Here is a 23,983-nt window from a genome sequence, read left to right as displayed (position 1 = left end):
ATATATTATGAAAAATACGAATATAAAATTTCTGCTATTCACGCTGATCGTACTGGTTAGCTCATGTGCAGACTCATTTTTAGATAAGGAGCCGATCAGTGGCTTTTCGGCTAAGGGATTTTACAAGAATGCAAGTGATGCGCAGGCCGGTGTATATGGTATCTATAATTCGATGCAATCGGCTTTTCGCCAAAATTTTGCCTTGTGGGGTGAAGGTCGTGCCGACGCCGTATCAACCAATCAGGCGGGCGATCCCCTAGCGTTGACTCAAAACGACCTCACGCCGGTTATGCAGTCTGCCCGTTGGGATAATCTCTATACCGTTATAAGCCGGGCTAATTATGCAATCAAATATATTCCGCAGGTGTTTGACTCAGAAGAAGGCACCTTGCGTAATCAATTAATAGGACAGGCTAGAGCATTACGGGCTATCGCTTACTTTTATGCCGTGCGCGTATGGGGTGACGTTCCGCTCATTGTGGAACCTTTCGAAAGCGTTCAACAAGATATTTTTTCCACCCGAACCAATCAGGAAGCTGTGCTGGATATGATTGAGGAAGACCTCCTCTATGCATCTACCTATTGTGCAGATAATTACACAGGCGCACGTAATCGCGTAATCTTAACAAAAGGAGGTGCAGATGCGTTCTTGACGCAAGTTTACATGTGGCGCAAAAAATACCAAGATGCGATCGATGCCGCTGAGCGTGTTATTGAAAGTCCGTATTACTCCTTGGTTTCTATGCAAGACTGGAACAAAATATTTACGGATGGGATGAGCAATGAAAGTATTTTTGAAGTCGGTTACAATGAAATTCAAACTAATGCACTGCGCGTCATCTATGCTCTGGGCTCTGATAGCTACTATTTTCCCAGTTTAGCATTTAGAAGCACATTTGAAGATGGTGACCTACGAAGAACCCGTATTTACGATGTCACACAGACAGCGCCACGTAAAATATGGAAGTTTTTTGGTGAAGGATTTAATGACGAAAGCCCGGATCCATCTTCTAATAATATTGTTTTGGTGCGGCTAGCCGATATCATCTTGTTAAAAGCGGAGGCTCATGCCAATCTAAACGAACCGGATTTAGCCCTCCCTTTATTGAACCAAATAAGAAGACGTGCCGGCTTAGATAATCTAGATTTGTCTGGATCCACCGCTTTGTATGGCGATTTGGCGTCTGCCGTGTTGCACGAGCGCGCAGTTGAATTGTGTTACGAGGGTCATCGTTGGTTTGATTTGGTCAGAACCGGCAAGGTGGTCGAAGTCATGGGGCCAATTAATGAGATCAGTGATACCCGCAATTTTGTGTGGCCTATTCACGAAGACATCATCAACCGGAATCCAAATATCGATCAAAATGAGTTTTATAAATAACTTTTAGTTGGTTTCAAAATATATACAGATGAAAAATATAAAATTAATAAGACCTCTTCTGCTATCCTACGGTGCTATTTTGATCTTATTCAGCAGTTGTGAGATACAAGAAGATTTCAAATATCAGCCATCCAATGTCGATGGCAAATTAGACCTAAACGCCTGGGACTATATCCAGCAGAGCGATTCACTGTCTTTCCTGCAACAGGCAATCACGTATGCAGAGGTTCAATCCTTGTTTAATGGATCGGAAGCGAAAACCTATATTCTTCCTAACAACGCGGCATTCAGGACTTACCTACGGGAAAATCAATACAGCACAGTAGAAGACATCCCGCTGCCCATATTGCGTAATATATTACGTTACCACACGGTGAAGGATCGCGTTATCTTCACGGATCCTGCATTGGCGCCAAGCAATCGTCCCATCGCTTATGAGACGGAAAATGGTCAGGTGATGTACCTTTCGCACAACAGCAGTTTTATCGGGTTGATCAATGAGGGCACCAATGTACAATGGCAGATCCGGACGTCAAATCTGGAGCCGACCAATGGAGTAATTCATGTCGTCAATTCGGTTGTCTATTATTCCGCTCCTACAGGTGAGGCTGCCGCACCCAATCCTAACCTCATTCGTGATACCATTTATGCGCTTCACGATTCGTATGTCAATGGACCTCCGTCCGCAGGAACGAATTTTGGAACTGCCACAACATTGCGTCTTAAAAATCTTAACGGCAACAGTGAAGTAGACCGTCGTGTTTACCTGCTATTTAATTTTGACGATTTTAAGAAAGACGGTATCGTGACCGATATGCAATTGAAGATCCAGACAGCTTTTACAGCTGGTAAGGGGGTATTTACCTATTTATATGATGTACCAGGATACACGGATTGGACAGAGACAGCCATTAATTTCAATACGGCACAAAAGCCTCCTGCTGGGACTAGCCCTATTGCCAGTTTTATTGCGGTTGCGGGGCAGCCATTTGTTTTCGATGTTACCGGCTTTTACAACACAAAGCCCGATCACGGACGTGTTACCTTTATGTTGGATGCGCAAGCGGGTTCGGATGAAACAACGGATCTTGCTTCGAAAGAACACCCGACGTTAGCACCTCCTATGTTGATTGCCATATTAGCATCGGGGGTAAGCACCTTGACGTTGGATGCAAATGCAGGTATCAACGTATCCAGTGGCGGCGTGTTTGTGCTGGATAAAGAGGTCTTGGAGGTAAGTGGAGCTGCAGCGGCTGATATTGCTTATACCGTAGATGACATATCGTCAAATGGCTGGTTGATCAAAGGCGCAAATATCCTGCGACCAGGAGATCGGTTTACACAGTTGGATATTGACCTGAAGAATATTCTCTTCATCCACAATGGAGAAAACAATGCTGCGAGTACGATTGGTCTGTCTGCTAGGGATAGATCGGGAGGATTGGTTGACGATATATCGGTTAATATTAATGTGCAATAATTTTAAAAACACTTCTGATATGGTAAGAAAGTTTGATTTCAATCCGATCGGCCGTGCGTTGCTGTGTATGGGCCTCATGCTGGCTACCATGTCGTGTTCGAAAAGTGCTGTCAACGAAACAGGTCAGGATACGATAAATACAGATAGGACGCTGTCTTTTTCAGGGATGGACTGGATAGTGCGTACCTCAGGTACTGCAAAACAGGGGCCGGGTCCAAATCTATTTTCAGACGCTTCCGAAAATGTATGGGTAGACGAACAGGGTCGTTTGCACTTAAAAATTGTGCAGAAGGGTGGATTCTGGTATTGCGCAGGGGTTATTTTGCGCCGAAGTATGGGTTACGGCCAGTATGTGTTTTATATTTCGAGCGACGTTAGTAAGCTGGATCAAAACGTAGTAGCTGGATTATTCACGTATAAAAATGATCATGAAGAGATTGATATCGAGTTTTCCCGATGGTCGGTAGCAGACAATAAGGATTCGCAGTTTGCGGTGCAGCCATCGGATCGGGCCGGCAATAAGGTACGTTATGACCTCAACCTATTGGGAACCCAGTCGACACATGCTTTCGACTGGCAAGCAGATAAAATTGATTTCATCAGTTTGCAGGGACATGGTTTGACTCCCACTGCTGAAAATGTAATACATGAATGGACCTATACTGGAGGAAATATCCCTCCCGAAAATGAAGAACGCCTACGTATGAACTTATGGCTGTTTCGTGGTGTGGCGCCGTCGGATCTAAAAGAACAGGAAATCATTATAGAAAAAGTAGAGTTTATTAAAAAATAAAAAGAATATGTCAGAATATTTTAAGAATGTCCATGTTTTTCAGTCGGCACAACAAGCAGGTTATGCGGCAGGACAGGCTATTGAAGAACAGATTGTACGGTTACAACAGAAGAAGAAGCATATCCGGATGATATTTGCGGCGGCTCCCTCTCAAGATTATATGCTGGAATACCTTACCCGTTCGGAAAAAATTCAATGGCACAACATAACGGCATTCAATATGGATGAATATGTTGGTCTTGCAGACAATTCCCCGCAGTTGTTTTCCCGATACCTGGACAGGAATCTGTTTTCTAAAGTAGCTATAGGGGAAAGACATACTATATCGACAAGCGGAAACGTACACGACGAGATAAGACGTTTTTCGGAGATGATTGAAAACGGACCTATTGATATCGTATGTCTCGGCATCGGAGAAAATGGTCATCTCGCATTCAATGATCCGCCGGTGGCTGATTTTAATGATCCCGATACCGTCAAATTGGTGGATCTGGATGTTGTATGCCGGCAACAACAGGTAAATGACAAGTGCTTTTCTACACTAGATGAGGTGCCGTCGACAGCGTTAACTTTAACGATACCGACTTTGTTACGTGGCGAAGCATTATTTTGCGTCGTTATAGGTGCGCATAAAAAGGAGGCTGTTCGACATGCCTTGCTTAGCCCTGTTGATGCTTCTTGGCCGGCAACGATCTTGCGCGAACATCCTAGTTGCCAGTATTTTTTCGATAAAGAAGCCTATAGCGAGGTCGCAGTAATGAAGGTTTGATTTTGTAGCCAATTTTCACTAGATTTAGTAGAATGAGTAGCTTGTTGATATATAATGGAAAACTGATCGGTGCGAGTGGGATTTTAGAAAATGCCTATCTCTATGCCAGAGATGGGGTGATATATGACATAGGTGTGGATAAACCGACGGATATTGACGAAGATATTGTATTGATTGATGCTGAAGGCTTGTATATTTCTCCTGGTTTTATTGACATGCATGTTCATGGTGGTGGAGGGCATGATTTTATGGACGGTACGGTAGCCGCTTTCTTGGGCGTAGCAGAGACCCATGTTAGGTACGGTACAACCGCCCTGAGTCCTACCACGTTGACCAGCACGACTGAAGCCTTGTTTCAGACACTGGACGCATACAAAGCAGCTAAAGAAATTAATACCAAAGGTGCACAATTTGTTGGTGTTCATCTCGAGGGTCCATACTTTGCGCTAAGTCAAAAAGGAGCACAAGATCCCAAATACATTCGTCACCCAGATCCTGAAGAATACGAGAAGATATTAGCATACTCGGATGATATTGTACGGTGGAGTGCCGCCCCGGAGTTGCCCGGAGCCATAGAATTCGGTAGGTATGTCAAATCCAAGGGTAAGATATTAGCTCTAGCGCATACCGATGCGGTATATGAAGAAGTACAAGCGGGCTTTGATAATGGTTATACCTTGGCCACACATTTCTATTCGGCCATGTCGGGCATAACTAGGCGAAATGCTTATAGATATGCGGGTGCTGTAGAAGCCGGGTATTTGATCGACGAAATGGATATTGAGATCATCGCTGATGGCATTCATGTTCCATCCCCATTGCTCCGACTGGTTTTCAAAATCAAAGGTGCCAACAGGATCGCATTGATCACAGACGCCATGCGTGCTGCGGGCATGCCTGAAGGAGAAAGTATACTTGGTGCAAAACAAGAAGGCACAAAAGTAATTGTAGAAGATGGCGTAGCCAAGTTGTTGGATAGGTCTGCTTTTGCGGGGAGTGTTGCTACTGCCGATCGCTTGGTGCGAACCATGATACAGGAAGGGTATGTATCGCTCTTCGATTCGGTCAAGATGATGACATCGACTCCAGCCCGCATCATGGGACTAGATAGTAAAGGCTATTTAGCCATCGGAATGGATGCCGATATCGTCTTATTTGATGATGATATCCGTGTTGCAGTGACCATAATTGCGGGCGAAGTAAGGTATCAAGCCCATTAAAAGGTTATTGATGTGACGTAATGTAAACTCGACATTTTTTTCTAATGCGAAATCTGGGTTAAAATTAATATTATGAAAAATTATATAAGTCTACTCGTTGGAATTTGGTTTTTGTTTACGGCGACCGCTCTTGCCCAGCGAGATGTGGATCGAGATTTTAAGGTGAAAGGGTTTCATTTGGATCTCAGGATTCAGGTCATGAAGTTACCCGCATTAAAGGCTTTTGCAAAAAAGCTGAAAGACAATGGGTTGAATACATTGGTCATGGAGTGGGAGGCTACTTATCCATTCAAAGATCATCCACTGATTCCCAATAGATATGCCTATACGCGAGAGGAGGTCGTCGATTTTATTTCGTATTGTGATTCCCTAGGACTCGACGTGATTCCTTTACAGCAGAGCTTCGGTCATGTGGAGTACATTCTTCGGCATTATCGATACAAGGATCTACGGGAAGATCAAAAAGATTATTCCCAGGTGAATCCGCTTCGTGAAGAATTAAACAAGGAACTGTTTACAAGTCTTTACAAAGATCTGATCGGCACACACACCTCAGATTATATCCATATTGGGGGGGATGAAACCTACTTATTAGGACATTCTGCCGAATCAAAGAAAAAAGTTGAAGCTGTGGGCAAGGGCCGATTATATGGCGATTACATTAAACTGTTGTGCGATATTGTCGTGAGTTTAGGAAAACGGCCTGTACTTTGGGCGGATATTGCGTTAAAATACCCAGACGCGTTGGAGGGTCTGCCCAAGGAAACTGTTTTTGTAGATTGGAATTATGGCTGGGATATCAATATGTTTGGCAAGCATGATAACCTATTGAATAGTGGTTTCGAAATATGGGGATCACCGGCCATCCGAAGCCATCCTGACAATTACTTCTTAACACAGTGGGAAAAGCATTTTAATAATATACGGGATTTCATCCCTCTGGCCCGAGAATTTGGTTATCAGGGCATGGTCATGACCTCATGGTCTACATCGGGACTGTATTCACCTGTATGGGAATCGACGCGCGATATTGTTGACCTGTATACAATCCGTCGTGTATACCCCATTTCTGGATTCAATATCTTAATAGCGGCTTATTTTCAGAGCGTTAATAATAGTTCAGCATTAGATGTGAATGATTTTGTCACATCATATGCTAAGGCGCAATATGGTTTTGGCGATAAACAAGCCACACGATTCCGGGAAGCTCTGCACGCTATTCCCTACGAAATCAATCAGGGAAAAATCAGTAAAGAACCCCTCGAAATCACCGCTTTTCGGGATAGTGCACAACTGGTTTCACAAATTTTCCATGAACTAAAACCGCGTAAGAATGTGGAAGAATTTGAGCATTACCGTTTGATGGCCGATATTCGCCTGCAATACCTGAGTTATATGTCTATCGAATTGCGGGCAAATTCACCGGATTTTCAACAAAGGGATGTTCCTGCGCTATTGGCAGAACTGCAGGCTATAGATACGACAACACTAGACCGACGATTTGCCGAATTAAACAAGTATTTGCTACATGATGCTGAAATAGCACAAGAAAACGAGCTACGAAACAGTAAAATCAAAATACTCTACGAGCGATTGGCCCGAGATACTACATATTAAGATATATATGATGATAAAAGCGATATGTTCAAGCCTCTGTGCGTTGGTATTATTTGCGCTGCAAGTAAATGGCGCATCACAACAAGATACATTGCGAATCGATGTGAGCTGGTTACCCATCGAAAACAACTATGCAGGTAAAGAGCAGGCCCTGTCTGTACTGACCTTTAAAAATAATGGGGAGATAGCCTTGCCTAAAACCGGTTGGCGGTTGTATTTTAACTTTATACGGATCGCGACACCCAAAAACGAGCAAAATTTGCTTGATATTAATCATGTGAATGGAGATTTATTCTATTTTAGCCCCTCCAGAGACTTTGAAGGACTAAAACCAGGCGAGGAAATTAGCTATGAGTTGATTTCTCATTCGTGGTTAGTCAACCGCTCGGATGCCCCTCAGGGATTTTATGTCGTCTGGGATGACAAGCGGATTCAGCCTCTGGCAGCAGTGGACATTCGTGCTCCTCAAGATGAAAAGAAATTTTATCGGGTAGCAAACGACAACGAAGAGACATCGGCGTCCTTATTCGACCAAAATCAATCGATTCATGCTAAAATCAAGGTGATCCCTCAAAAAATCTTTCCGACGCCACAGGTTTACGAAGAGAAAGTCGGTCATTTTGAACTCAATCATGCCACAAAAATAGTTGCCGATGTCGTGTTTTCGAATGAAGTGGAACTACTGAAGGAAGATCTTTCTGCGTTAATGGGAGTTCAGTTCGGAAGTGGATCCGGAACTGGAAATACGATACAGCTTAAAGTCGATGCAGCACTGTCTGAGGAAGCTTACCGTATGGAAATAGACCATGATGGGGTGCGGATTTTTGCAGGTCAAGCAGCAGGAGCCTTCTACGCCATTCAATCGTTGAAGACGCTTATCGATCCCCACTATTTTGCTTCTTCACAAAATAAATCCATTTCGTTGCCCGCCATCAACGTTGCAGACGAGCCACGCTTTGGTAAACGGGCACTCATGCTGGATGTAGCCCGAAATTTCCAATCCAAGGAGCAGGTGCTTAAAGTTTTGAACCTGATGGGATTATATAAGCTTAATACCTTGCATTTTCATTTGAATGATGACGAAGGTTGGCGACTGGAAATTCCAAGTTTTCCGGAGCTTACAGCGATCGGAAGTCAGCGGGGACATATTTTTGGCGAAGATCAGACCAGTCTCCCACCATCATACGGATCAGGACCATTTGCTGGGAAGAACTCAGGTTCGGGCTATTACACCGAAGCAGACTTTATAGAGATCTTGCAATATGCTACAGCACGACATATTCGCGTTATTCCCGAGATTGAAACGCCGGGCCATGCCCGTGCAGCAATTAAAGCGATGGAAGCCAGATACCAGCGATTAATGAAAGAAGGTAAGGAAGATGAAGCCAAAAAGTATCTATTACGAGATTTTGACGATCAGTCTGTGTACCGTTCTGTCCAAAAATGGAATGATAATGTCATGGATGTTTCTATGCCCTCAGTATACGATTTTCTGGAGGTCGTAGTAGATGACGTTATTGCGTTATACCAACAAGCAGGCGCCCCATTGGAGATCATTCATTTCGGTGGCGACGAGGTACCCAATGGTGTTTGGGAGCAATCACCAGCATTTGCTAAACTAAAGGCTACCGATGAGCAAATTGAGCATACAGATCAGTTATGGGATTACTATTTCGATAAAGTAGATAAGCTTTTGAAAGCACGAAACCTCACCTTGTTCGGTTGGGAAGAAGTGGGTATGCACAAGGTTTTGGATGGAAATGGAAAAAAAAGGTGGATTCCCAATGAACAGTTCAAAGACCGAAATATTCATCTCAATGTATGGAATAATCTATCTGGAAATGAAGACTTAGCCTATCGATTGGCGAACTCGGGATACAAGGTAATGCTTTCTTTCGTTAGCAACTTTTATCTTGATATGGCCTATTACAAAAGCTTTAACGAGCCCGGGTTTTATTGGGGAGGTTTTATAGACCTAGATAAACCATTTAGTTTTATTCCATTTGATTATTTAAAAAACCAACAACGAGATTGGCTAGGGCGCCAGCTACGCCCCGAAGTATTGCAAAATGCGGAAAAGCTAACCGAAGCAGGTCGAAAAAATATCATTGGAATTCAAGGCTTACTTTGGGCAGAGACCGTTAAAAATCCGACACAGATGGAGTATCTGATTTTGCCCCGTTTTTTTGCACTGGCCGAAAAAGCATGGGCGCAAGCCCCAGTTTGGGAAACCGAGACAGATCAAGTTCTTTTCAACGAACAATATGCAGGGGATTTAGCTACTTTTTACCACACCTTAGGTCATCGTGAACTGAAGCGTATGGATTATTATGCCGGCGGCTTCAATTATCGTATTCCAAGACCAGGCATCAAATCAGCGAGCGGAAAGTTGTATGTCAATACACAACTGCCGGGTTTTACCGTTCGATATACGGTAGATGGTACGGAGCCCACGATCGACAGCCCCATTGTTACCCAGCCGATTGAGTTTAACGACAACGCGCGCTTTAAATCATTTAATGACTTGGGCAAAGGATCTGATGTATCAAAGGTAAATAATTAACAACCTAACAAATTATGGCACAAGATAAGACAGTAACCCTAGCTTCCCTGAGTAAAAGAGATACAATAGTTTCCATTGCAATTATCGGAGGGCTATTCTTTATTTTTGGTTTTGTGACCTGGATCAATGCCATCTTGATACCCTATTTTAAGATCGCATGTGAACTCAATCACTTTGAGTCTTATCTTGTCGCTTTTGCTTTTTATATAGCATACCTAGTCATGTCATTGCCTGCTGGATATCTATTGAAGAAGATAGGTTTTAAAAAGGGGATGATGATAGGTTTTTTGATTATGTCGATAGGAGCAGGGCTATTTGTTCCTGCGGGGTTTTCAAGGGCATATCCAGTGTTTTTGACAGGACTTTTTACATTAGGTATTGGGTTGTCCATATTGCAGACTGCCGCTAATCCCTATATCACGATCTTGGGCGACAAAGAGCGAGCAGCACAGCGATTTAGTATTATGGGTATTTGCAATAAACTAGCTGGGATTATTGCTCCATTGTTGTTTGCTGCGGTTATTTTACGTTCGACCGATAATGTGCTATTCGAGCAGATAAATCTGATGGAAGGAGCCGAGAAAGAGCAGGCATTGGATGAGTTGATCGCGCGTGTAATCGTGCCTTATGCTGTCGTGGCGGTTGTGTTATTTATACTTGGTCTATTTGTGCGGTATTCGCCTTTACCCGAAATCGATACAGAGACGGAAGATGAGCAGCTAGCGACGTCCAATGCGGATAAGAAAAGTATCCTTGATTTTCCACATTTAGTATTCGGTGCTATCGCGATTTTCTTTCATGTTGGCTCTCAAGTGATTGCTGTGGATAGTATCATCAACTATGTATCTGAGACTGGAGTACCCTTTTTGGAAGCCAAGGTTTTTCCGTCGTACACATTGACAGCTACGATTATTGGTTACCTGTTGGGGATCGCTTTTATTCCAAAGGTGATGAGTCAGTTGACTGCGTTAAGAATATGTACAGTGTCTGGACTTGTGTTGAGTATAATGGTTATACTGGTGGAAGGCAAAGTACATTTATTGGGACATTATACCGATGTTTCGGTCTGGTTTATCGTATTGTTGGGATTTGCCAATTCGATGATCTGGGCGGGTGTATGGCCGTTAGCTTTGGACAGTCTTGGACGTTTTATCAAAATAGGCGCATCTCTACTCATTATGGGCCTTTGTGGAAATGCGATAATGCCCTTGATATATGGGTATTTAGCCGATACATATGGACTAAAAGAAGCTTATTGGGTATTGGTACCCTGCTATGTATATCTAATATTCTATGCCTACTATGGCTTTAGGTTGAAGAAGTGGAGGTAAATATTTACTCTTCCGGTTTATCAGCTGGCTTCTTCCGATGATCAAGTTTTTTCTTTAAATACTGGACTAAAGAAGGATCTCGGTGATCTTCCATGTCACTCAACTCAAGTTCTAACGCTTTGTTGCTCAACTGAATTTCTACGAAAGAAATGACTAAAGACACGGTAAAAAACAAAAGACTTGATGCAAAGGAAATCTCGGCAACCAGTGTGTTGTTCAGGTAGATTCCATACATACATAAGATGCAGGCTATAAAGCTCAAAACTCCCATGCCCTGCATATGTCGCAATAGTTTAAGTCGATAACGAAGATTTTCAATTTGACCTTTTAAGACACCACCTTTGTTGCGTTCAAGATATTTTGCGTGCAGGCTCCGGACCAAAGTAGCCAAGGCTAAAAATCGATTCGTGTATGCGAGCATAATTAAACTGATGGCCGGAAAGAGCAAAGCCGCTGTATTGTACGTTATCATGAGCTAAATGGTAATATGTTTTTCGCTATAAAATAAAAAAGCAATTATCAAAGATATTAAGAGCAGATTTAAATTCCATATAATATTCACAAAAGCTTAATATCGTATTGACATGTTGTTTATAAATAATGCGTTCATTTACATAATAATATCAACCCTATCGTTAAATAAATTTAAATTATGAAAACGATCACTTATTTCTTTCAAAGAATTTTTATCCGCCTGTTTCTAACGAAATTCTCTTCTTTCTCTTCCCCCCTTAGATTTCATAAGACATAATCCGGGTGAAAAAGAGTTTTCATCCAAAAAACGGTAGTTTTGAATGGCGACATCGATTTGGCGGTAAATGCTATTAGCTATATAGGATGACCATATTAAGATATTTCCTGTTTGAAATAATTTATTTATTAAAAGAGTGCTATCAATGCTGTTGATCAAGGAAGCCTTTGGCGAAGATTTTACATGGGGAGTTTCTACTGCTGCTTATCAAATTGAGGGAGCCCACAATCAAGGAGGGAAGGGCCTTTCGATTTGGGATACGTTTGTCAAGAAAAAGAACAAAGTATTTCAAAACCAAAATGGTGATATGGCTTGTGATTTTTACAATCGTTATACCCAGGATCTGTATTTAATGCATAGCTTAAATATTCCCAATTATCGATTTTCGATTTCCTGGAGTCGTATACTTCCAAATGGTACTGGTGAAATTAATACCGAAGGGATCGATTTCTATAACCGGCTTATTGATCTTTCCCTTGAGTTAGGAATCACACCATGGGTTACACTCTACCATTGGGACCTTCCCGATGCACTTGAACGAAAAGGAGGATGGGTAAATCGTGATATCAAGGAATGGTTTGGCAATTATGTGTCCATTTGTGTTGCGCATTTTGGTGATCGGGTAAAAAACTGGATGATCTTAAATGAACCGATGGTATTTAGCGCAGCCGGTTATTTTTTGGGGATACATGCCCCGGGGAGAAAAGGTTTGGATAACTTTTTAGCGGCCACGCATCATGCAGCGCTTGCACAGGCATATGGAGCGAGAGTTATTAAATCGACACAAAAAGACAGCAATGTGGGTACTACTTTTTCTTGTTCTCATATAGAACCTTTCAGGATGAAAGAAAAGGATATTCTCGCGGCTAAGCGAGCAGACGCATTGCTCAACCGGCTATTTATTGAGCCATTATTAGGAATGGGATATCCAACAGAGGACATCAAAATCCTGAATAGAATGGAGAGATATATGAAACAAAATGATGAAAAGGACGTGATATTTAACATGGATTTTATTGGTATACAAAATTATACACGTGAAGTGATACGACATGCAACTTTTGTTCCTTTTCTGCAAGCGAAAATAGTGAGCGCAAAGGAACGCAAGGTTGAAATGACATCAATGAATTGGGAAATCTATCCGGAATCGATCTATCATATGTTGAAAAAATTCAATGCCTATCCAAATATCCCGCCGCTAATCATTACAGAAAATGGAGCAGCTTTTCCGGATCAGGTAGAAAACAATAAGGTAGACGATCCTAAAAGAGTAAAATATCTACAACACATCCTTGAACAAGTACATCGGGCAAAACAAGAAGGCGTAAAGGTTAATGGGTATTTTGTTTGGACGTTCCTCGACAATTTTGAATGGGCTGAGGGATACCATCCTAGATTCGGACTGGTATATGTTGACTTTCAGACGCAGAAACGTATTGTAAAATCATCGGGGCATTGGTATGCTGATTTTCTTAAATAGGCAGATGTGTATAAAATAACCAAAAGATCGCTCCGGCAAAAATAAAGCTGTCATATCGATCCAATATGCCACCATGTCCCGGAATTAAGGTGCTATAATCTTTCAGGCCGCACCTGCGTTTATACCAAGACGCCAACACATCTCCTGCAAATGCTCCCGTACAGATTAGTATTGGTAAAAACAATGTCGCATAACCCTCCATATGCAACCATCTCAGTACAAAAAAACCAACTACAGCACCCATTACGTATCCGCCTGCCACACCAGCAACCGTTTTATCAGGGCTAATTCTTGGCAGGATTTTCCTTTTGCCAAAAAGTTGTCCCGTTAACTGTGCAAAACCATCAAACGTGAATACGATCGTATAGACGTACAATACATGTTCGGAAGACGACTGACTTGAAAACCGATAAAATCCAAATGCTATGGCGAGATAAATGATGATTGATACGATACCAAACGGTGCGTTTCGTCTTGATGCCCTCCAGCCCGAAATGATTTCATATGCGCCGATCGCCAGTAAGCCCACGGCGAGATAACGTGTGAAACCAACCCATATACACCAAATGGTAATAATCACTACAATAAGGTAAAACGTGTACTTCACCCATCGTGCCCCGCTTTGCTCAGCATCGCTCCTTTTGTTTAACCGTACGGTAGCCGCTGCCCCGATACTAAAGAAGAGGAATATGATATAAGATAATGTCCACAACATATTTATTCGGATTTACGGCGTAAAACAAAGAAGATACTTTTTAGGTTGGAGCGAAGTTTGGCTAATAAAACGACTAGCAACAGTTCTTCCAAATAAGCCAAACAACTAACCACTAGCATAAAATAAAAGTAGGCAGCGTTAAAACCGAAAAGAAAAAAAGTGAAGATGAATATACCCTGAACATAGCCCGTCGCCTTGTAGGACCATAAATGAAAGCTCGGAAAGTGTTTGAAACGAATCAAGGACAATAGCTGTGGAAAGATCCACAACACAATTAGCGTGGTAAATTCGACGCGGTATGTGCTCACAAAGGTTCTCTCTAATACTACCATCCCCGTGAAAGCCATGATATACGTGCCAACATCGGCCAGTGAATCCAACTTTGCACCCCACTCGGTTTGTAAGTGAAACACCCTGGCAATTAAGCCATCTAGAATGTCCGTTACCAAATTTATAGATAATAACATGATAAACAGTGATTTATTTCCTGTTACTATTGCCTGTATAATAAATGGTAAAGCTAGGATGCGGTATATAGACAGTGCATTGGGCACGTTCCATATATTTTCTTTTTTAGAATCCATATTATGAAGGTTTTTTCTTCTAAATTTTTTATGTGTGCTCCATCACTTTTTCTCTGGATGAGGCTATTTCACTGATGATTTATAAGAACAAATATATTGTGATTTTTATAGTTGAATTTGTGTAAAACAATAATATTATTTTATCTGTTTTGCGAAAATCACAAAATAGGGTGAGCAACATGCTAAAGGCTGCTGCTCTGACTCGTCGGGTATTTGATAATAGGGATTGAGGTATCCTCAAAAAATAAAAAAGCGGCTTGATAAAAGCCACTTATTCTGTTTAGTCTCTTCGAGTGGAATTAAACCTGTTCGACTAGTTGTCAAGAGCCTCGACCGTTTTAGCGGGACTAGGCGGCAGGGGATTGTGGTACTCCGGCTGTAATTTTAGCAAATTGAGCGTTTCCTGAAAATCCTTATTGTTGATGTCAGCTTGATTTTTATATTCCAGCAAATCGGATCCATAGATATAAAATTCATATTGTGGGGGTAGATTCTTATTTTTGATGTTAGTCCATTCCACTAAGCGAAAGCTATCTGTTCGGATGGCACGTCCCATCCAGCCATCGCGCGGATAACAATGATAGGCGTAGTCTATTTTATGTTCTTTTTTCGTTAACAAAGGAACCAGACTTTCTCCATCGAAAGGAACAGGATTGTTTGTAGTAAGTTTTAAACCCGCTAATTGGATTAATGTGGGATAAATATCAACGGTCTCCACAATCGAGGTGGAAGCATGTCCACTCAAAATTTCCTTCGGATAAGAAATCACAAGAGGAACGCGATTTGCTAATTCGTAATTTACATGTTTTGTCCACATGCCCATGTCACCGAGCAGATAGCCATGGTCTCCCCAAAGTACAACGATCGTATTTTTATCCAAACCGGTTCTTCTCAGTTCGCTCAATACCTTTCCTATCTGGGTGTCGACGTAACTTACACCAGCGTAGTAGCCATGTATAAGTTGTCTTTTGAGTGAATCGGGGTAACGTTTGTTTTCTTCGTACGCCGGGATATTTTGGTATTGTTCAATTTCGCCGAATCGTTTGATGGCAAAATCTGGTGCTCCTGAAGGGTGTTCCTCGGTCTTCGGTAGTGGAATTTGGGCCCTATCATATAAGTCCCAGTACTTTTTGGGCACGGAGAAGGGGAGATGTGGACGCGCAAAGCCTACGGCAAGAAAGAAAGGTTGCTTTTGATTTTGTAGCGAGTCCAGTACCTGTACGGCCTTGTTTGCCACACGCCCATCACCGTAAGCTTCGTCAGGTACATCGGGCGATTCCCAAGGGATACCCTTTATCTGTTTCAGTGCATATTCCCACGAATGATTTTCAAAAAGGGCCGCTTCTATAGTCAATTCGGATTGCGTCTTGTCCATCGTAACGTATTCAATAATCTTTTCATGAAAATGAGGCACCGACCAAGATTGTGTATCGTTGTACGTATTATGACCAACATGAAATACCTTGCCTATGGCCTGTGTGAAATATCCTTGATTTTTAAAGGCTTCAGGAAGTGTTATCACGGCTGGATAATATTGGCGAATGTCTCTTCCAAAGTCGTAAAGTCCCGTTGAGGTTGAACGGCTCCCCAGTAGCAGACTGTTCCGTGATGCCACACAAACGGCTTGGTTACTGTAGGCACGATCAAATCGCACTCCCCGGTCAATCAAACCATCGATGTTTGGTGTGACAGCTGCTATATCCCCAAAACCATGTATAGCAGGTTTTAGATCATCGACCAAAATAAAAAGTACGTTAGGTTTTCGTTGTTTCTGCTGTGCGTTGGAATAGGATGTAAAGAAAATAATGTTGCAAAGGATAACTAAGATAATTTGATATAGCTGTATTTTATTCATGATTTAGCCATTAACTTTGGTAAGTTCGTTATTTGTCCTGTTTTTCGCAAACATTTAACGCGGCTTTTTATGGCATAAAAAAAGGAGACAACCGTTAAGTAGTGTCTCCTTAAGTAGCCCGTAGGGGAATCGAACCCCTGTTTCCAGAATGAAAATCTGGCGTCCTAACCCCTAGACGAACGGGCCATTTCCGATTTGGTGATGCAAATATAGAGGCTTTTTTATTACTTCCAAAATATTTTCACCACCAAAATTGTAACTTATTGGATTTTAATTTTTTATTTTTAAATAAGATCGAATCCAATGTCTGTTCTGAAGTATTTTCCTTGATAAAAAATACGTCCAGCATCCGCAGTTGCCTGCTGTAAAGCCGAGAAAAGGTCATTTTGTAAAGTAGTGACGGCTATTACGCGACCGCCTGCAGTTACCACTTCTCCGTTAACTTCCTTCGTGCCTGCGTGGAATACGATCGATTCCTTTACGTTTTCTATATTCGAAATTACTTTTCCAGATTCGTAATCTCCCGGATAACCGCCCGAGACCAGCATGACGGTAACGGCTGTTTTTGGAGAAACCGTATACGAACGTGTCTCTAAATTTCCCTGTGCGACACCCTCCAAAAGGTCCAACAAGTCAGATTCTATTCGAGGAAGTACCGACTCTGTTTCTGGATCTCCCATACGTACATTATATTCGATGACAAATGGTTCTCCTTCAACATTCATTAAACCGATGAAGATAAATCCTTTGTACGGAATGTTGTCGTTTTTGAGGCCTTCGACCGTAGGTTTAATGATGCGTTCTTCGACTTTGCTCAAGAAAGTTTCATCTGCAAATGGCACAGGCGAGATAGAGCCCATTCCCCCTGTATTCAATCCGGTATCTCCTTCTCCAATCCGCTTATAATCTTTCGCGGACGGTAATACTTTGTAGGAATTACCATCGGTTAATACAAATACAGAAAGTTCGATGCCCTTTAAAAATTCTTCAATGACAACTACACTACTCGCATCTCCGAATTTGGCCTCTGCTATCATAGCCGTGAGTTCATCTTTCGCGTTCTCAATAGTCTCGCAAATCAAAACACCCTTACCGGCAGCTAATCCATCAGCCTTTAAAACGATCGGAAGATTCTGGGTTTCTAGGTATGTCAAGCCTTCTTCTAAATTTGATTTATCAAAAGATTTGTATGCCGCGGTAGGGATATTATGTCTAAACATAAACTCCTTTGAAAAGTCTTTAGATCCTTCTAGCTGAGCACCAAGTTGTTGGGGGCCGATCACTGCGATATGTTTAATGTCTTCTCTCCCTAAAAAATAATCATGAATGCCTTTTACCAATGGTTCTTCCGGCCCCACTAATATGATCTCTATTTTGTTCTCCAAAGCAAAGGTTGCAATTCCTTCGAAATCGGTTACTTTTAAAGGTACATTTTGACCATAAACCCCTGTACCGGCATTACCTGGGGCAATAAAGAGTTTTGATAGTCTAGGGCTTTGTGCTAGTTTATAAGCAAAGGCAGATTCACGTCCACCCGATCCAACGATTAAGATATTCATCTAGCAAAGATATTGATGTCTGTTAAGATTACATAAATTTTTACGTATCATAATGCGAATTGCATAATATTTTTTATCTTTCACCTATCAGATTTTAAATCAATTGACAATAATTATGAGAGCCTTTTTCCTTTTATTTTCCTTTTTAGTGTTTTTTTCGACAGGATATACTCAAGATATCCAAAAAACTTTAGAGAAAGCGGATGATTTTTATCAATCCAATCCGCAGGAGAAAATGTATTTACATCTGGATAAATATGCCTACACAGCAGGGGAAACAATTTGGTTTAAGGCATATACTACGATTGGTATCCATAATTTCTTTTCCAATTTGAGTGGCATTGCAAACGTAGAGCTAATAAGTCCCAGTGAGGAAATCGTAGCGGCTATAAAGATTCCGTTGATTTCAGGCTTAGGGATAGGAGATTTCGTGTTGAACGATACCATAGTAGAGGGATCGTACCGAATTAGGGCATATACAAACTGGATGCGAAATTACGACGATGCTCATTTTTATGATCGTACGATTCAGATTAGTAATGGCCGTCTGGATAATGTGTTGACAACTACGTCCGTTACCTCGTCTGAGAAAGACAATATTTATGCTATTAATTTGAAAAGTCTCGCCGGTAATGCGCTTTCTAAAACAAGTATAAGATACGAGGTGATCAATGAAGGCAAGGTGGTCGATAGGGGAAGGACAACTAGTGATGAAGCGGGGCTAGCTACAATAAAAGTAGATAAAAAATATAAAGATCCCCTTCTTAAACTCCGTTTCGAAAATATGGAGAAGATAAATGTTACGAAACTTATCAAAGGAATTGCTCCCCAACAAAACAATCATTTGCAGATTTTTCCCGAGGGCGGCAAGTTGTTAGCGAATGCCGTAAACAATATTGGAATAAAGGCAATTCAACCAAATGGCTTGGGAATAAAAGCAAAGTTGGTCGTTCTTGCGGGGGTGGATACAATTGTTTCAGTCGAAACGAACGATCTTGGAATGGGGGCATCGTCTATATTTATTAACGAAGATATGGTGCTCAATGCATTTGCTGAGTTTGCTGACGGTTCCAAACAAGAAGTGCCTGTTCCTTCGATCGAAAAATCGGGTTATTCTCTGCTCGTTAATAATCTAAACCCAAGCAAAGTATATGCACAGCTGAATATTTCTCCAGATTTAGTCGATCAAAAAGAAATGTATTTTGTCGTGCAGCATTTGGGGCAGGTATATTTCGTGTCAAAACAGAAATTAACTAAAAACGAACTGGTTTTCGCTGTTGATAAGGATAAATTGCCAACAGGGGTTGTGACGATCTCTATTTTAAATGATCAGTTTATACCTGTTGTAGAGCGTGCTTTTTTCAGCTATAAACCGGAGAATATACTTCCCATGGAAATAACGCTTAATAAAGAGAGTTATGTTAACCGCGAGAAAGTGGATGTGCATTTGAATGTCGGTACTCAGGGAGACAGTATTCGTTTTGCCGCATTATCCGCATCAGTTGTTGATCTTTCCAAAATCAAAGACGAGTATGCCGTAGCACCGAATATATTGTCGACGTTATTGTTGAGCTCAGATTTAAAAGGATTTATCGAAAATCCGGGTTATTATTTCAATGACGAAGTGAATGCGACCGATTTGGAGTTTCTGATGCTTACACAAGGTTGGAGAAGTATGGACTGGAAAGATTTGGAAATCGCGACCACTCATAAGTTTGAACCTGAAAAGACGCTAAAAATATCCGGTTATACCAGAAAGTTGGGTAGAAAGGCTGCAGAACCAAAGGCGTCTGTACAATTGATTTCTACGAAGAACTTTATGGATTTTATAGATACCTTATCTTCCGAAGACGGTTATTTTGAATTCGATGAATTATTATTTCCGGACAGCGTCAAGTTTTTGGTTTCTGCAAAAAATGAAAAAGGTAAAAATAATATTGACATTGAAATTAATACGGCCGAAAATCCTACTCTTTCTGCTAATAGAAATGCTGCGTTAGAAAGGAGCGATATCAATGATTTTTATAAAGATGAAATAAACAATTCAAAACAGTTTTTTGGTGAATTGGAGCGTAATGGTTTAATGGAACGAGCAATTGCTATTGAAGAAGTGGTGGTAAGGGCAAAAAAGAAAAGAGCTGCCGAAAATTCCAGTAATCTTAACGGTTCGGGTAATGCGGATCAAATTATATCGGCGGAAGACTTGTCCACTTGTGCTACGCTCGAGATGTGCCTTGCTGGCCGGTTGATGGGCGTGACTTTTATGAACGGTATTCCTCACAATACAAGAGGGAATGTTCCAATGCAAGTGGTACTGGATGGGATGTATATTGAGGCAGATCAGATTGCGATGATCAATGTAGCCGATGTCGAAAGTGTGGAAGTGCTGCGGAATGTTAACTATACAGCGATATATGGCTCATATGGGGGTAACGGATTGTTGATTATTACCTCTAAAACGGGGGCATCGGCGATGCGCAGTTTTACGCCTAAGGGGCTTGTTACGATACAGCCACAGGGTATACATGTGAATAGGACGTTTTACAGGCCTGTGTATGATGTGTCGGATGAAACGAAATTTAACCGAGACCTGCGTACCACGATTCATTGGGAACCAAGTCTGGTAGCTAACAAAGACGGTCAGACGTCTTTCGAGTTTTTTACTTCCGATGGAAAAGGCAAGTACTTGATGGTCATTGAAGGAATTGATTTAGGAGGAAGAATCGGTAGAAAAGCCATAGAGTTTGAGGTAAAATAAATGAGGGGGGGGCTAAATCCCCCTCATTTATTTTAGAGAAGCAATTAGATCGGTCTCAATAGGAGATATTTTGCTAATCATGTACCTTTTTGTATCCGTTATCCGCATCTCGTCAAGCGTACAAATAATGTCTTTCGTACGTGCATCCTTATTGGGCTTTATCAATACGATCATATCTTTTCCCTCACTGACCAGAGGAATCGCGCTCTTCAGTTTTAAAAGAGTAGTCCGCAGGTCGGGCGAATCCAGCAGTATTTTTTGTGGATTTGAGATAGGTCGCTCCAGATTGCCATGATACCATACGACTTCATTTTCGGCAAGCAAAAGGGATACGATTCGACGTTCGTTTATTTCTGTTGGTTTTTCGTCTCCATTGTCGGGTATGGCAACATCCAATGAATTTGGTTTGTTAAGCGTTGTGGTCAACATGAAGAAAGTGATTAATAGAAAGGCTAGATCTACCATAGCGGTTAAGTCTACCTTGGGTGTTTGTCGACGTACACGGTGTTTCTTTGCCGACACTGGAGCTGATTTTTGATTTAATTCTGCCATGATTCGAATATTTAATGGTTAACTAAAAGAAGAAGCTTATTTATATAGATGATGAAGTAAACCGCCTGTTTCCATACTATCGTGTATAAAAAAATGCTTATCTTGTGTCAAACTTAACGGAGTTTAGGTTGTGTATATAGGCAGAATGTGTATCCTCCGTCAAGGTGGTTTTTAGTAGCAGAAATAGTTGAAACGATGAATTTTTTAAAAATTAAGAAAGACGACCATATTTTTCATATCACCTTGGATCGGGGTAAGTCGAATGCAATGGATATACATGTTGTGAATGAACTTATTGTCGCGATTCATGAAGCCGAGGCAGATCCTGCGATAGAAGGACTGATATTATCGGGCAAAGAAGGATTCTTCTCCTCTGGGTTGGATTTGATTACGCTTTATGACTACGATGCGGAGGAAATGAAGGAATTTTGGAATCGTTTTATGTTGCTGCTCCATACGCTGGCAAGCTTTTCCAAACCAGCTGTTTCTGCAATTACAGGGCATAGTCCCGCGGGCGGATGCGTATTGGCCATCTGTTGTGATTACCGTATTATGGCAGAAGGAGAATTTATTATTGGATTAAATGAAGTCCCTGTAGGTATCGTAGTGCCGGATAGTATATTTGATCTGTACAGCTTTTGGTTGGGGCAGGCACAAGCGTATCGTTTTCTATTAGAGGGTAAATTACTCAAACCACAAGAAGCACTGAAGGCGGGCTTAGTAGATGAAGTTGTTGATTTCAACCGCATTCAAAATGCCGCGATGCGTAAAGTGAAAAGTGTTACCCAATTTGAAAAAAATGCATGGAGGCTTACGAAGCTCAATTTGAGAAAATCGCTTTTGGCAACGCTATCTGAAAATCATGATGCTGTTATTGGGCAGGTATTAAAACAATGGTGGTCTCCGGCAACCAGAACTATTATGAAAACGATCATTGCTAGTTTAACGCATAAAAAAGCTTAAAAATGAATATTCAAGGAGCGCTGAAAGAAGAGGCCTTAAAAGACAAAACAATTGTTATAACAGGAGGAGGCACAGGATTAGGGAAGGCTATGGGAACATATTTTTCCGAATTGGGAGCCAATCTGGTGATCGCTAGCCGCAAGTTAGCTGTTCTTGAAAAAGCAGCGGAAGAAATTTCGGCGAAAACAGGCCATAAGGTTTTACCTGTTGCCTGTGATATCCGTCATATTGAGGAAGTGGAAAAGCTGCTCGCAAAAAGTGAGGAAGCCTTTGGGCAGGTCGATGTACTGGTCAATAATGCAGCGGGTAATTTTATTTCTCCAACGGAAAGACTTTCCGCCAATGCTTTTTCAACGGTCATAGACATCGTATTGAAGGGTACCGCAAATTGTACATTGACTTTTGGTAAAAATTGGATCAAGCGAAAACAACAAGCCAATGTATTGAATATCATTACTACTTATTCTTTCACAGGGTCGGGGTATGTGGTTCCTTCTGCTGTCGCTAAGGGTGGCGTACTTACGATGACACGCTCATTGGCCGCAGAATGGGGGAAATATGGAATTCGGCACAACGCGATTGCCCCTGGCCCGTTTCCCACCAAAGGAGCCTGGGATAGATTACTCCCGGGAGAGTTGGCTGAGAAATTTGATTTTAAAAACCGCGTTCCACTTAAGCGCGTGGGAGATCATCAAGAACTGGCTAATTTAGCCGCATTTTTAATATCTGATTTTGGAGGATATATAAATGGTGAGATCATAACGATCGATGGAGGAGAATGGTTGCAGGGAGCCGGACAGATGAACGGAATGGAAGCAATTCCCGAAGAAATGTGGGACATGATAGAAGAAACAGTACGCAAAAACAATACATAAAATGAAATCGTTATTCTTTACTATTTTCTGTGCGATATTATTATTTTCGTCTTGTAATCAAAACAAAGGCAAGGAAGGAGGAGATCAAGATAGCACACAAATCAAGGCACCCCAGTCCGAAGAAGAAATTCAGCTGCTCAGTGAAGTTATCACGCGGTTCGTAAGGGCTTATATTAGCCAAGACAACCAAAAGGCAAATGCGCTCATACACCCTGACTTAGGTTTTACAGTTATACATAGACCAGGGGTGGCGGATGTATTTACCAAGGTAGACAGTATTGATTTTGCGCAGCCTGTTCCGGAATATTTTCCTTATCCCACTTTTTCTAACGATTATGTATTGACCTTCGAATCCCTACCAGCTTTTGATTGTGGCACGGAGAAGTGGACTAAAGAAGGCTTCTTTTGCGATACCACATCTCATCCGGACCAATTATCTCGGATCGCTGCATTTCAAAGGGAGTTTAATCAACACGAGTTTTCCGAATCACAAATGGAAGAAATCAAGAATGCAGAAAGGAAAAGTTACCGTGTTATTCTCACTTCTAGAGATCCACTTATTTTTCATCTTCAACAACAGGAAGGGGTTTGGTACATTACGGTACTGGATAGAGCATACGCGGGGTGCGATGCATAACGATGAAGATATGCCCATCGCTATTGTTGTATATAATTAAAGAAGATTTTATTGAAATTAACAGCAGTTTTATAAGCGCTTTTTGAGGCATTAAAATTAT

General features: G+C 41.6%; 19 protein-coding genes and 1 tRNA gene. 13 read left to right on the top strand and 7 right to left on the bottom strand.

The window, feature by feature from the left end:
- The first annotated feature begins 7 nt into the window (after positions 1–7).
- From FAZ15_RS06785 to FAZ15_RS06750, 8 genes are all read left to right on the top strand, one after another.
- Complete coding sequence (locus FAZ15_RS06785; protein ID WP_136818703.1) at positions 8–1,381, top strand: RagB/SusD family nutrient uptake outer membrane protein; 1,374 nt, start codon at positions 8–10, stop codon at positions 1,379–1,381.
- Between the two features lie 28 nt (positions 1,382–1,409).
- Positions 1,410–2,861 carry a CBM96 family carbohydrate-binding protein gene (locus FAZ15_RS06780; RefSeq protein WP_136900549.1) on the top strand — a complete coding sequence of 484 codons (1,452 nt, stop codon included), beginning with the start codon at positions 1,410–1,412 and terminating at the stop codon, positions 2,859–2,861.
- Positions 2,862–2,880: 19 nt separating this feature from the next.
- Positions 2,881–3,654, top strand: coding sequence for a glycoside hydrolase family 16 protein (locus FAZ15_RS06775; RefSeq protein WP_238387175.1), 774 nt, complete (start codon positions 2,881–2,883; stop codon positions 3,652–3,654).
- 7 nt (positions 3,655–3,661) lie between these two features.
- Entirely contained in the window at positions 3,662–4,423 is a 762-nt protein-coding gene (locus tag FAZ15_RS06770) for a 6-phosphogluconolactonase (protein WP_136900548.1), read from the top strand.
- A gap of 32 nt (positions 4,424–4,455) precedes the next feature.
- Positions 4,456–5,643, top strand: a complete 1,188-nt coding sequence (nagA, locus tag FAZ15_RS06765) for an N-acetylglucosamine-6-phosphate deacetylase (protein WP_136900547.1) — start codon at positions 4,456–4,458, stop codon at positions 5,641–5,643.
- Between the two features lie 72 nt (positions 5,644–5,715).
- A complete protein-coding gene (locus FAZ15_RS06760; protein WP_136900546.1) occupies positions 5,716–7,260 on the top strand; it encodes a beta-N-acetylhexosaminidase in 1,545 nt (514 codons plus the stop codon).
- A 7-nt stretch (positions 7,261–7,267) separates the two neighbouring features.
- Positions 7,268–9,823, top strand: a complete 2,556-nt coding sequence (locus tag FAZ15_RS06755; protein ID WP_136900545.1) for a family 20 glycosylhydrolase — start codon at positions 7,268–7,270, stop codon at positions 9,821–9,823.
- 14 nt (positions 9,824–9,837) lie between these two features.
- Positions 9,838–11,154 carry a sugar MFS transporter gene (locus tag FAZ15_RS06750; RefSeq protein ID WP_202912335.1) on the top strand — a complete coding sequence of 439 codons (1,317 nt, stop codon included), beginning with the start codon at positions 9,838–9,840 and terminating at the stop codon, positions 11,152–11,154.
- A 4-nt stretch (positions 11,155–11,158) separates the two neighbouring features.
- Here FAZ15_RS06750 and FAZ15_RS06745 read toward each other — a convergent pair whose 3' ends face one another.
- Complete coding sequence (locus FAZ15_RS06745; protein WP_136900543.1) at positions 11,159–11,626, bottom strand: DUF2721 domain-containing protein; 468 nt, start codon at positions 11,624–11,626, stop codon at positions 11,159–11,161.
- 424 nt (positions 11,627–12,050) lie between these two features.
- On the opposite strand from FAZ15_RS06745, the gene FAZ15_RS06740 reads away from it, so the two are divergent.
- Entirely contained in the window at positions 12,051–13,385 is a 1,335-nt protein-coding gene (locus FAZ15_RS06740; RefSeq protein WP_136900542.1) for a GH1 family beta-glucosidase, read from the top strand.
- Here FAZ15_RS06740 and FAZ15_RS06735 read toward each other — a convergent pair.
- The 5 genes from FAZ15_RS06735 to purD form a co-directional block, all read right to left on the bottom strand.
- A complete protein-coding gene (locus FAZ15_RS06735) occupies positions 13,378–14,100 on the bottom strand; it encodes a phosphatidate cytidylyltransferase (protein ID WP_136900541.1) in 723 nt (240 codons plus the stop codon). The two genes, FAZ15_RS06740 and FAZ15_RS06735, sit on opposite strands and share 8 nt — an antisense overlap.
- A 2-nt stretch (positions 14,101–14,102) precedes the next feature.
- The gene (locus tag FAZ15_RS06730) at positions 14,103–14,684 is read right to left on the bottom strand and encodes a CDP-alcohol phosphatidyltransferase family protein (RefSeq protein ID WP_136900540.1); all 582 of its coding nucleotides are present in this window, start codon (positions 14,682–14,684) and stop codon (positions 14,103–14,105) included.
- Positions 14,685–14,997: 313 nt separating this feature from the next.
- Positions 14,998–16,539, bottom strand: coding sequence for a sulfatase (locus FAZ15_RS06725; RefSeq protein WP_136900539.1), 1,542 nt, complete (start codon positions 16,537–16,539; stop codon positions 14,998–15,000).
- A gap of 114 nt (positions 16,540–16,653) precedes the next feature.
- Positions 16,654–16,725: transfer RNA gene (locus FAZ15_RS06720), tRNA-Glu, on the bottom strand.
- 98 nt (positions 16,726–16,823) lie between these two features.
- The gene (gene purD, locus FAZ15_RS06715) at positions 16,824–18,098 is read right to left on the bottom strand and encodes a phosphoribosylamine--glycine ligase (protein ID WP_136900538.1); all 1,275 of its coding nucleotides are present in this window, start codon (positions 18,096–18,098) and stop codon (positions 16,824–16,826) included.
- A 115-nt stretch (positions 18,099–18,213) separates the two neighbouring features.
- Here purD and FAZ15_RS06710 point away from each other — a divergent pair, with 115 nt between their 5' ends.
- Entirely contained in the window at positions 18,214–20,856 is a 2,643-nt protein-coding gene (locus FAZ15_RS06710; RefSeq protein ID WP_136900537.1) for a TonB-dependent receptor plug domain-containing protein, read from the top strand.
- A 27-nt stretch (positions 20,857–20,883) separates the two neighbouring features.
- Here FAZ15_RS06710 and FAZ15_RS06705 read toward each other — a convergent pair whose 3' ends face one another.
- Positions 20,884–21,408: an ExbD/TolR family protein gene (locus FAZ15_RS06705; RefSeq protein WP_136900536.1), complete on the bottom strand. Its 525-nt coding sequence runs from the start codon at positions 21,406–21,408 to the stop codon at positions 20,884–20,886.
- Positions 21,409–21,603: 195 nt separating this feature from the next.
- On the opposite strand from FAZ15_RS06705, the gene FAZ15_RS06700 reads away from it, so the two are divergent.
- The 3 genes from FAZ15_RS06700 to FAZ15_RS06690 are packed head-to-tail and all read left to right on the top strand — an operon-like array spanning position 21,604 to position 23,883.
- The gene (locus FAZ15_RS06700; protein ID WP_136900535.1) at positions 21,604–22,371 is read left to right on the top strand and encodes an enoyl-CoA hydratase/isomerase family protein; all 768 of its coding nucleotides are present in this window, start codon (positions 21,604–21,606) and stop codon (positions 22,369–22,371) included.
- A gap of 2 nt (positions 22,372–22,373) precedes the next feature.
- A complete protein-coding gene (locus FAZ15_RS06695; protein ID WP_136900534.1) occupies positions 22,374–23,246 on the top strand; it encodes an SDR family oxidoreductase in 873 nt (290 codons plus the stop codon).
- Between the two features lies 1 nt (position 23,247).
- Entirely contained in the window at positions 23,248–23,883 is a 636-nt protein-coding gene (locus FAZ15_RS06690) for a hypothetical protein (protein WP_136900533.1), read from the top strand.
- Positions 23,884–23,983 lie beyond the last annotated feature (100 nt).

It is taken from the genome of Sphingobacterium olei (genome assembly GCF_005048855.1).
Lineage (GTDB): Bacteria > Bacteroidota > Bacteroidia > Sphingobacteriales > Sphingobacteriaceae > Sphingobacterium > Sphingobacterium olei.
Note: the sequence above shows the minus strand (reverse complement) of the source record. Positions and strands in the feature narration are given on the sequence as shown.

Bases quoted from the DNA above. Each gene is read 5' to 3' on its own strand.
- FAZ15_RS06780 (WP_136900549.1), top strand. From the start codon at position 1,410: ATGAAAAATATAAAATTAATAAGACCTCTTCTGCTATCCTACGGTGCT.
- nagA (WP_136900547.1), top strand. From the start codon at position 4,456: ATGAGTAGCTTGTTGATATATAATGGAAAACTGATCGGTGCGAGTGGG.
- FAZ15_RS06775 (WP_238387175.1), top strand. From the start codon at position 2,881: ATGGTAAGAAAGTTTGATTTCAATCCGATCGGCCGTGCGTTGCTGTGT.
- FAZ15_RS06690 (WP_136900533.1), top strand. From the start codon at position 23,248: ATGAAATCGTTATTCTTTACTATTTTCTGTGCGATATTATTATTTTCG.
- FAZ15_RS06745 (WP_136900543.1), bottom strand. From the start codon at position 11,626: ATGATAACGTACAATACAGCGGCTTTGCTCTTTCCGGCCATCAGTTTA.
- FAZ15_RS06710 (WP_136900537.1), top strand. From the start codon at position 18,214: ATGAGAGCCTTTTTCCTTTTATTTTCCTTTTTAGTGTTTTTTTCGACA.
- FAZ15_RS06770 (WP_136900548.1), top strand. From the start codon at position 3,662: ATGTCAGAATATTTTAAGAATGTCCATGTTTTTCAGTCGGCACAACAA.
- FAZ15_RS06750 (WP_202912335.1), top strand. From the start codon at position 9,838: ATGGCACAAGATAAGACAGTAACCCTAGCTTCCCTGAGTAAAAGAGAT.
- FAZ15_RS06755 (WP_136900545.1), top strand. From the start codon at position 7,268: ATGATGATAAAAGCGATATGTTCAAGCCTCTGTGCGTTGGTATTATTT.
- FAZ15_RS06695 (WP_136900534.1), top strand. From the start codon at position 22,374: ATGAATATTCAAGGAGCGCTGAAAGAAGAGGCCTTAAAAGACAAAACA.
- FAZ15_RS06725 (WP_136900539.1), bottom strand. From the start codon at position 16,539: ATGAATAAAATACAGCTATATCAAATTATCTTAGTTATCCTTTGCAAC.
- FAZ15_RS06700 (WP_136900535.1), top strand. From the start codon at position 21,604: ATGAATTTTTTAAAAATTAAGAAAGACGACCATATTTTTCATATCACC.
- FAZ15_RS06735 (WP_136900541.1), bottom strand. From the start codon at position 14,100: ATGTTGTGGACATTATCTTATATCATATTCCTCTTCTTTAGTATCGGG.
- FAZ15_RS06740 (WP_136900542.1), top strand. From the start codon at position 12,051: ATGCTGTTGATCAAGGAAGCCTTTGGCGAAGATTTTACATGGGGAGTT.
- FAZ15_RS06730 (WP_136900540.1), bottom strand. From the start codon at position 14,684: ATGGATTCTAAAAAAGAAAATATATGGAACGTGCCCAATGCACTGTCT.
- FAZ15_RS06760 (WP_136900546.1), top strand. From the start codon at position 5,716: ATGAAAAATTATATAAGTCTACTCGTTGGAATTTGGTTTTTGTTTACG.
- FAZ15_RS06705 (WP_136900536.1), bottom strand. From the start codon at position 21,408: ATGGCAGAATTAAATCAAAAATCAGCTCCAGTGTCGGCAAAGAAACAC.
- purD (WP_136900538.1), bottom strand. From the start codon at position 18,098: ATGAATATCTTAATCGTTGGATCGGGTGGACGTGAATCTGCCTTTGCT.
- FAZ15_RS06785 (WP_136818703.1), top strand. From the start codon at position 8: ATGAAAAATACGAATATAAAATTTCTGCTATTCACGCTGATCGTACTG.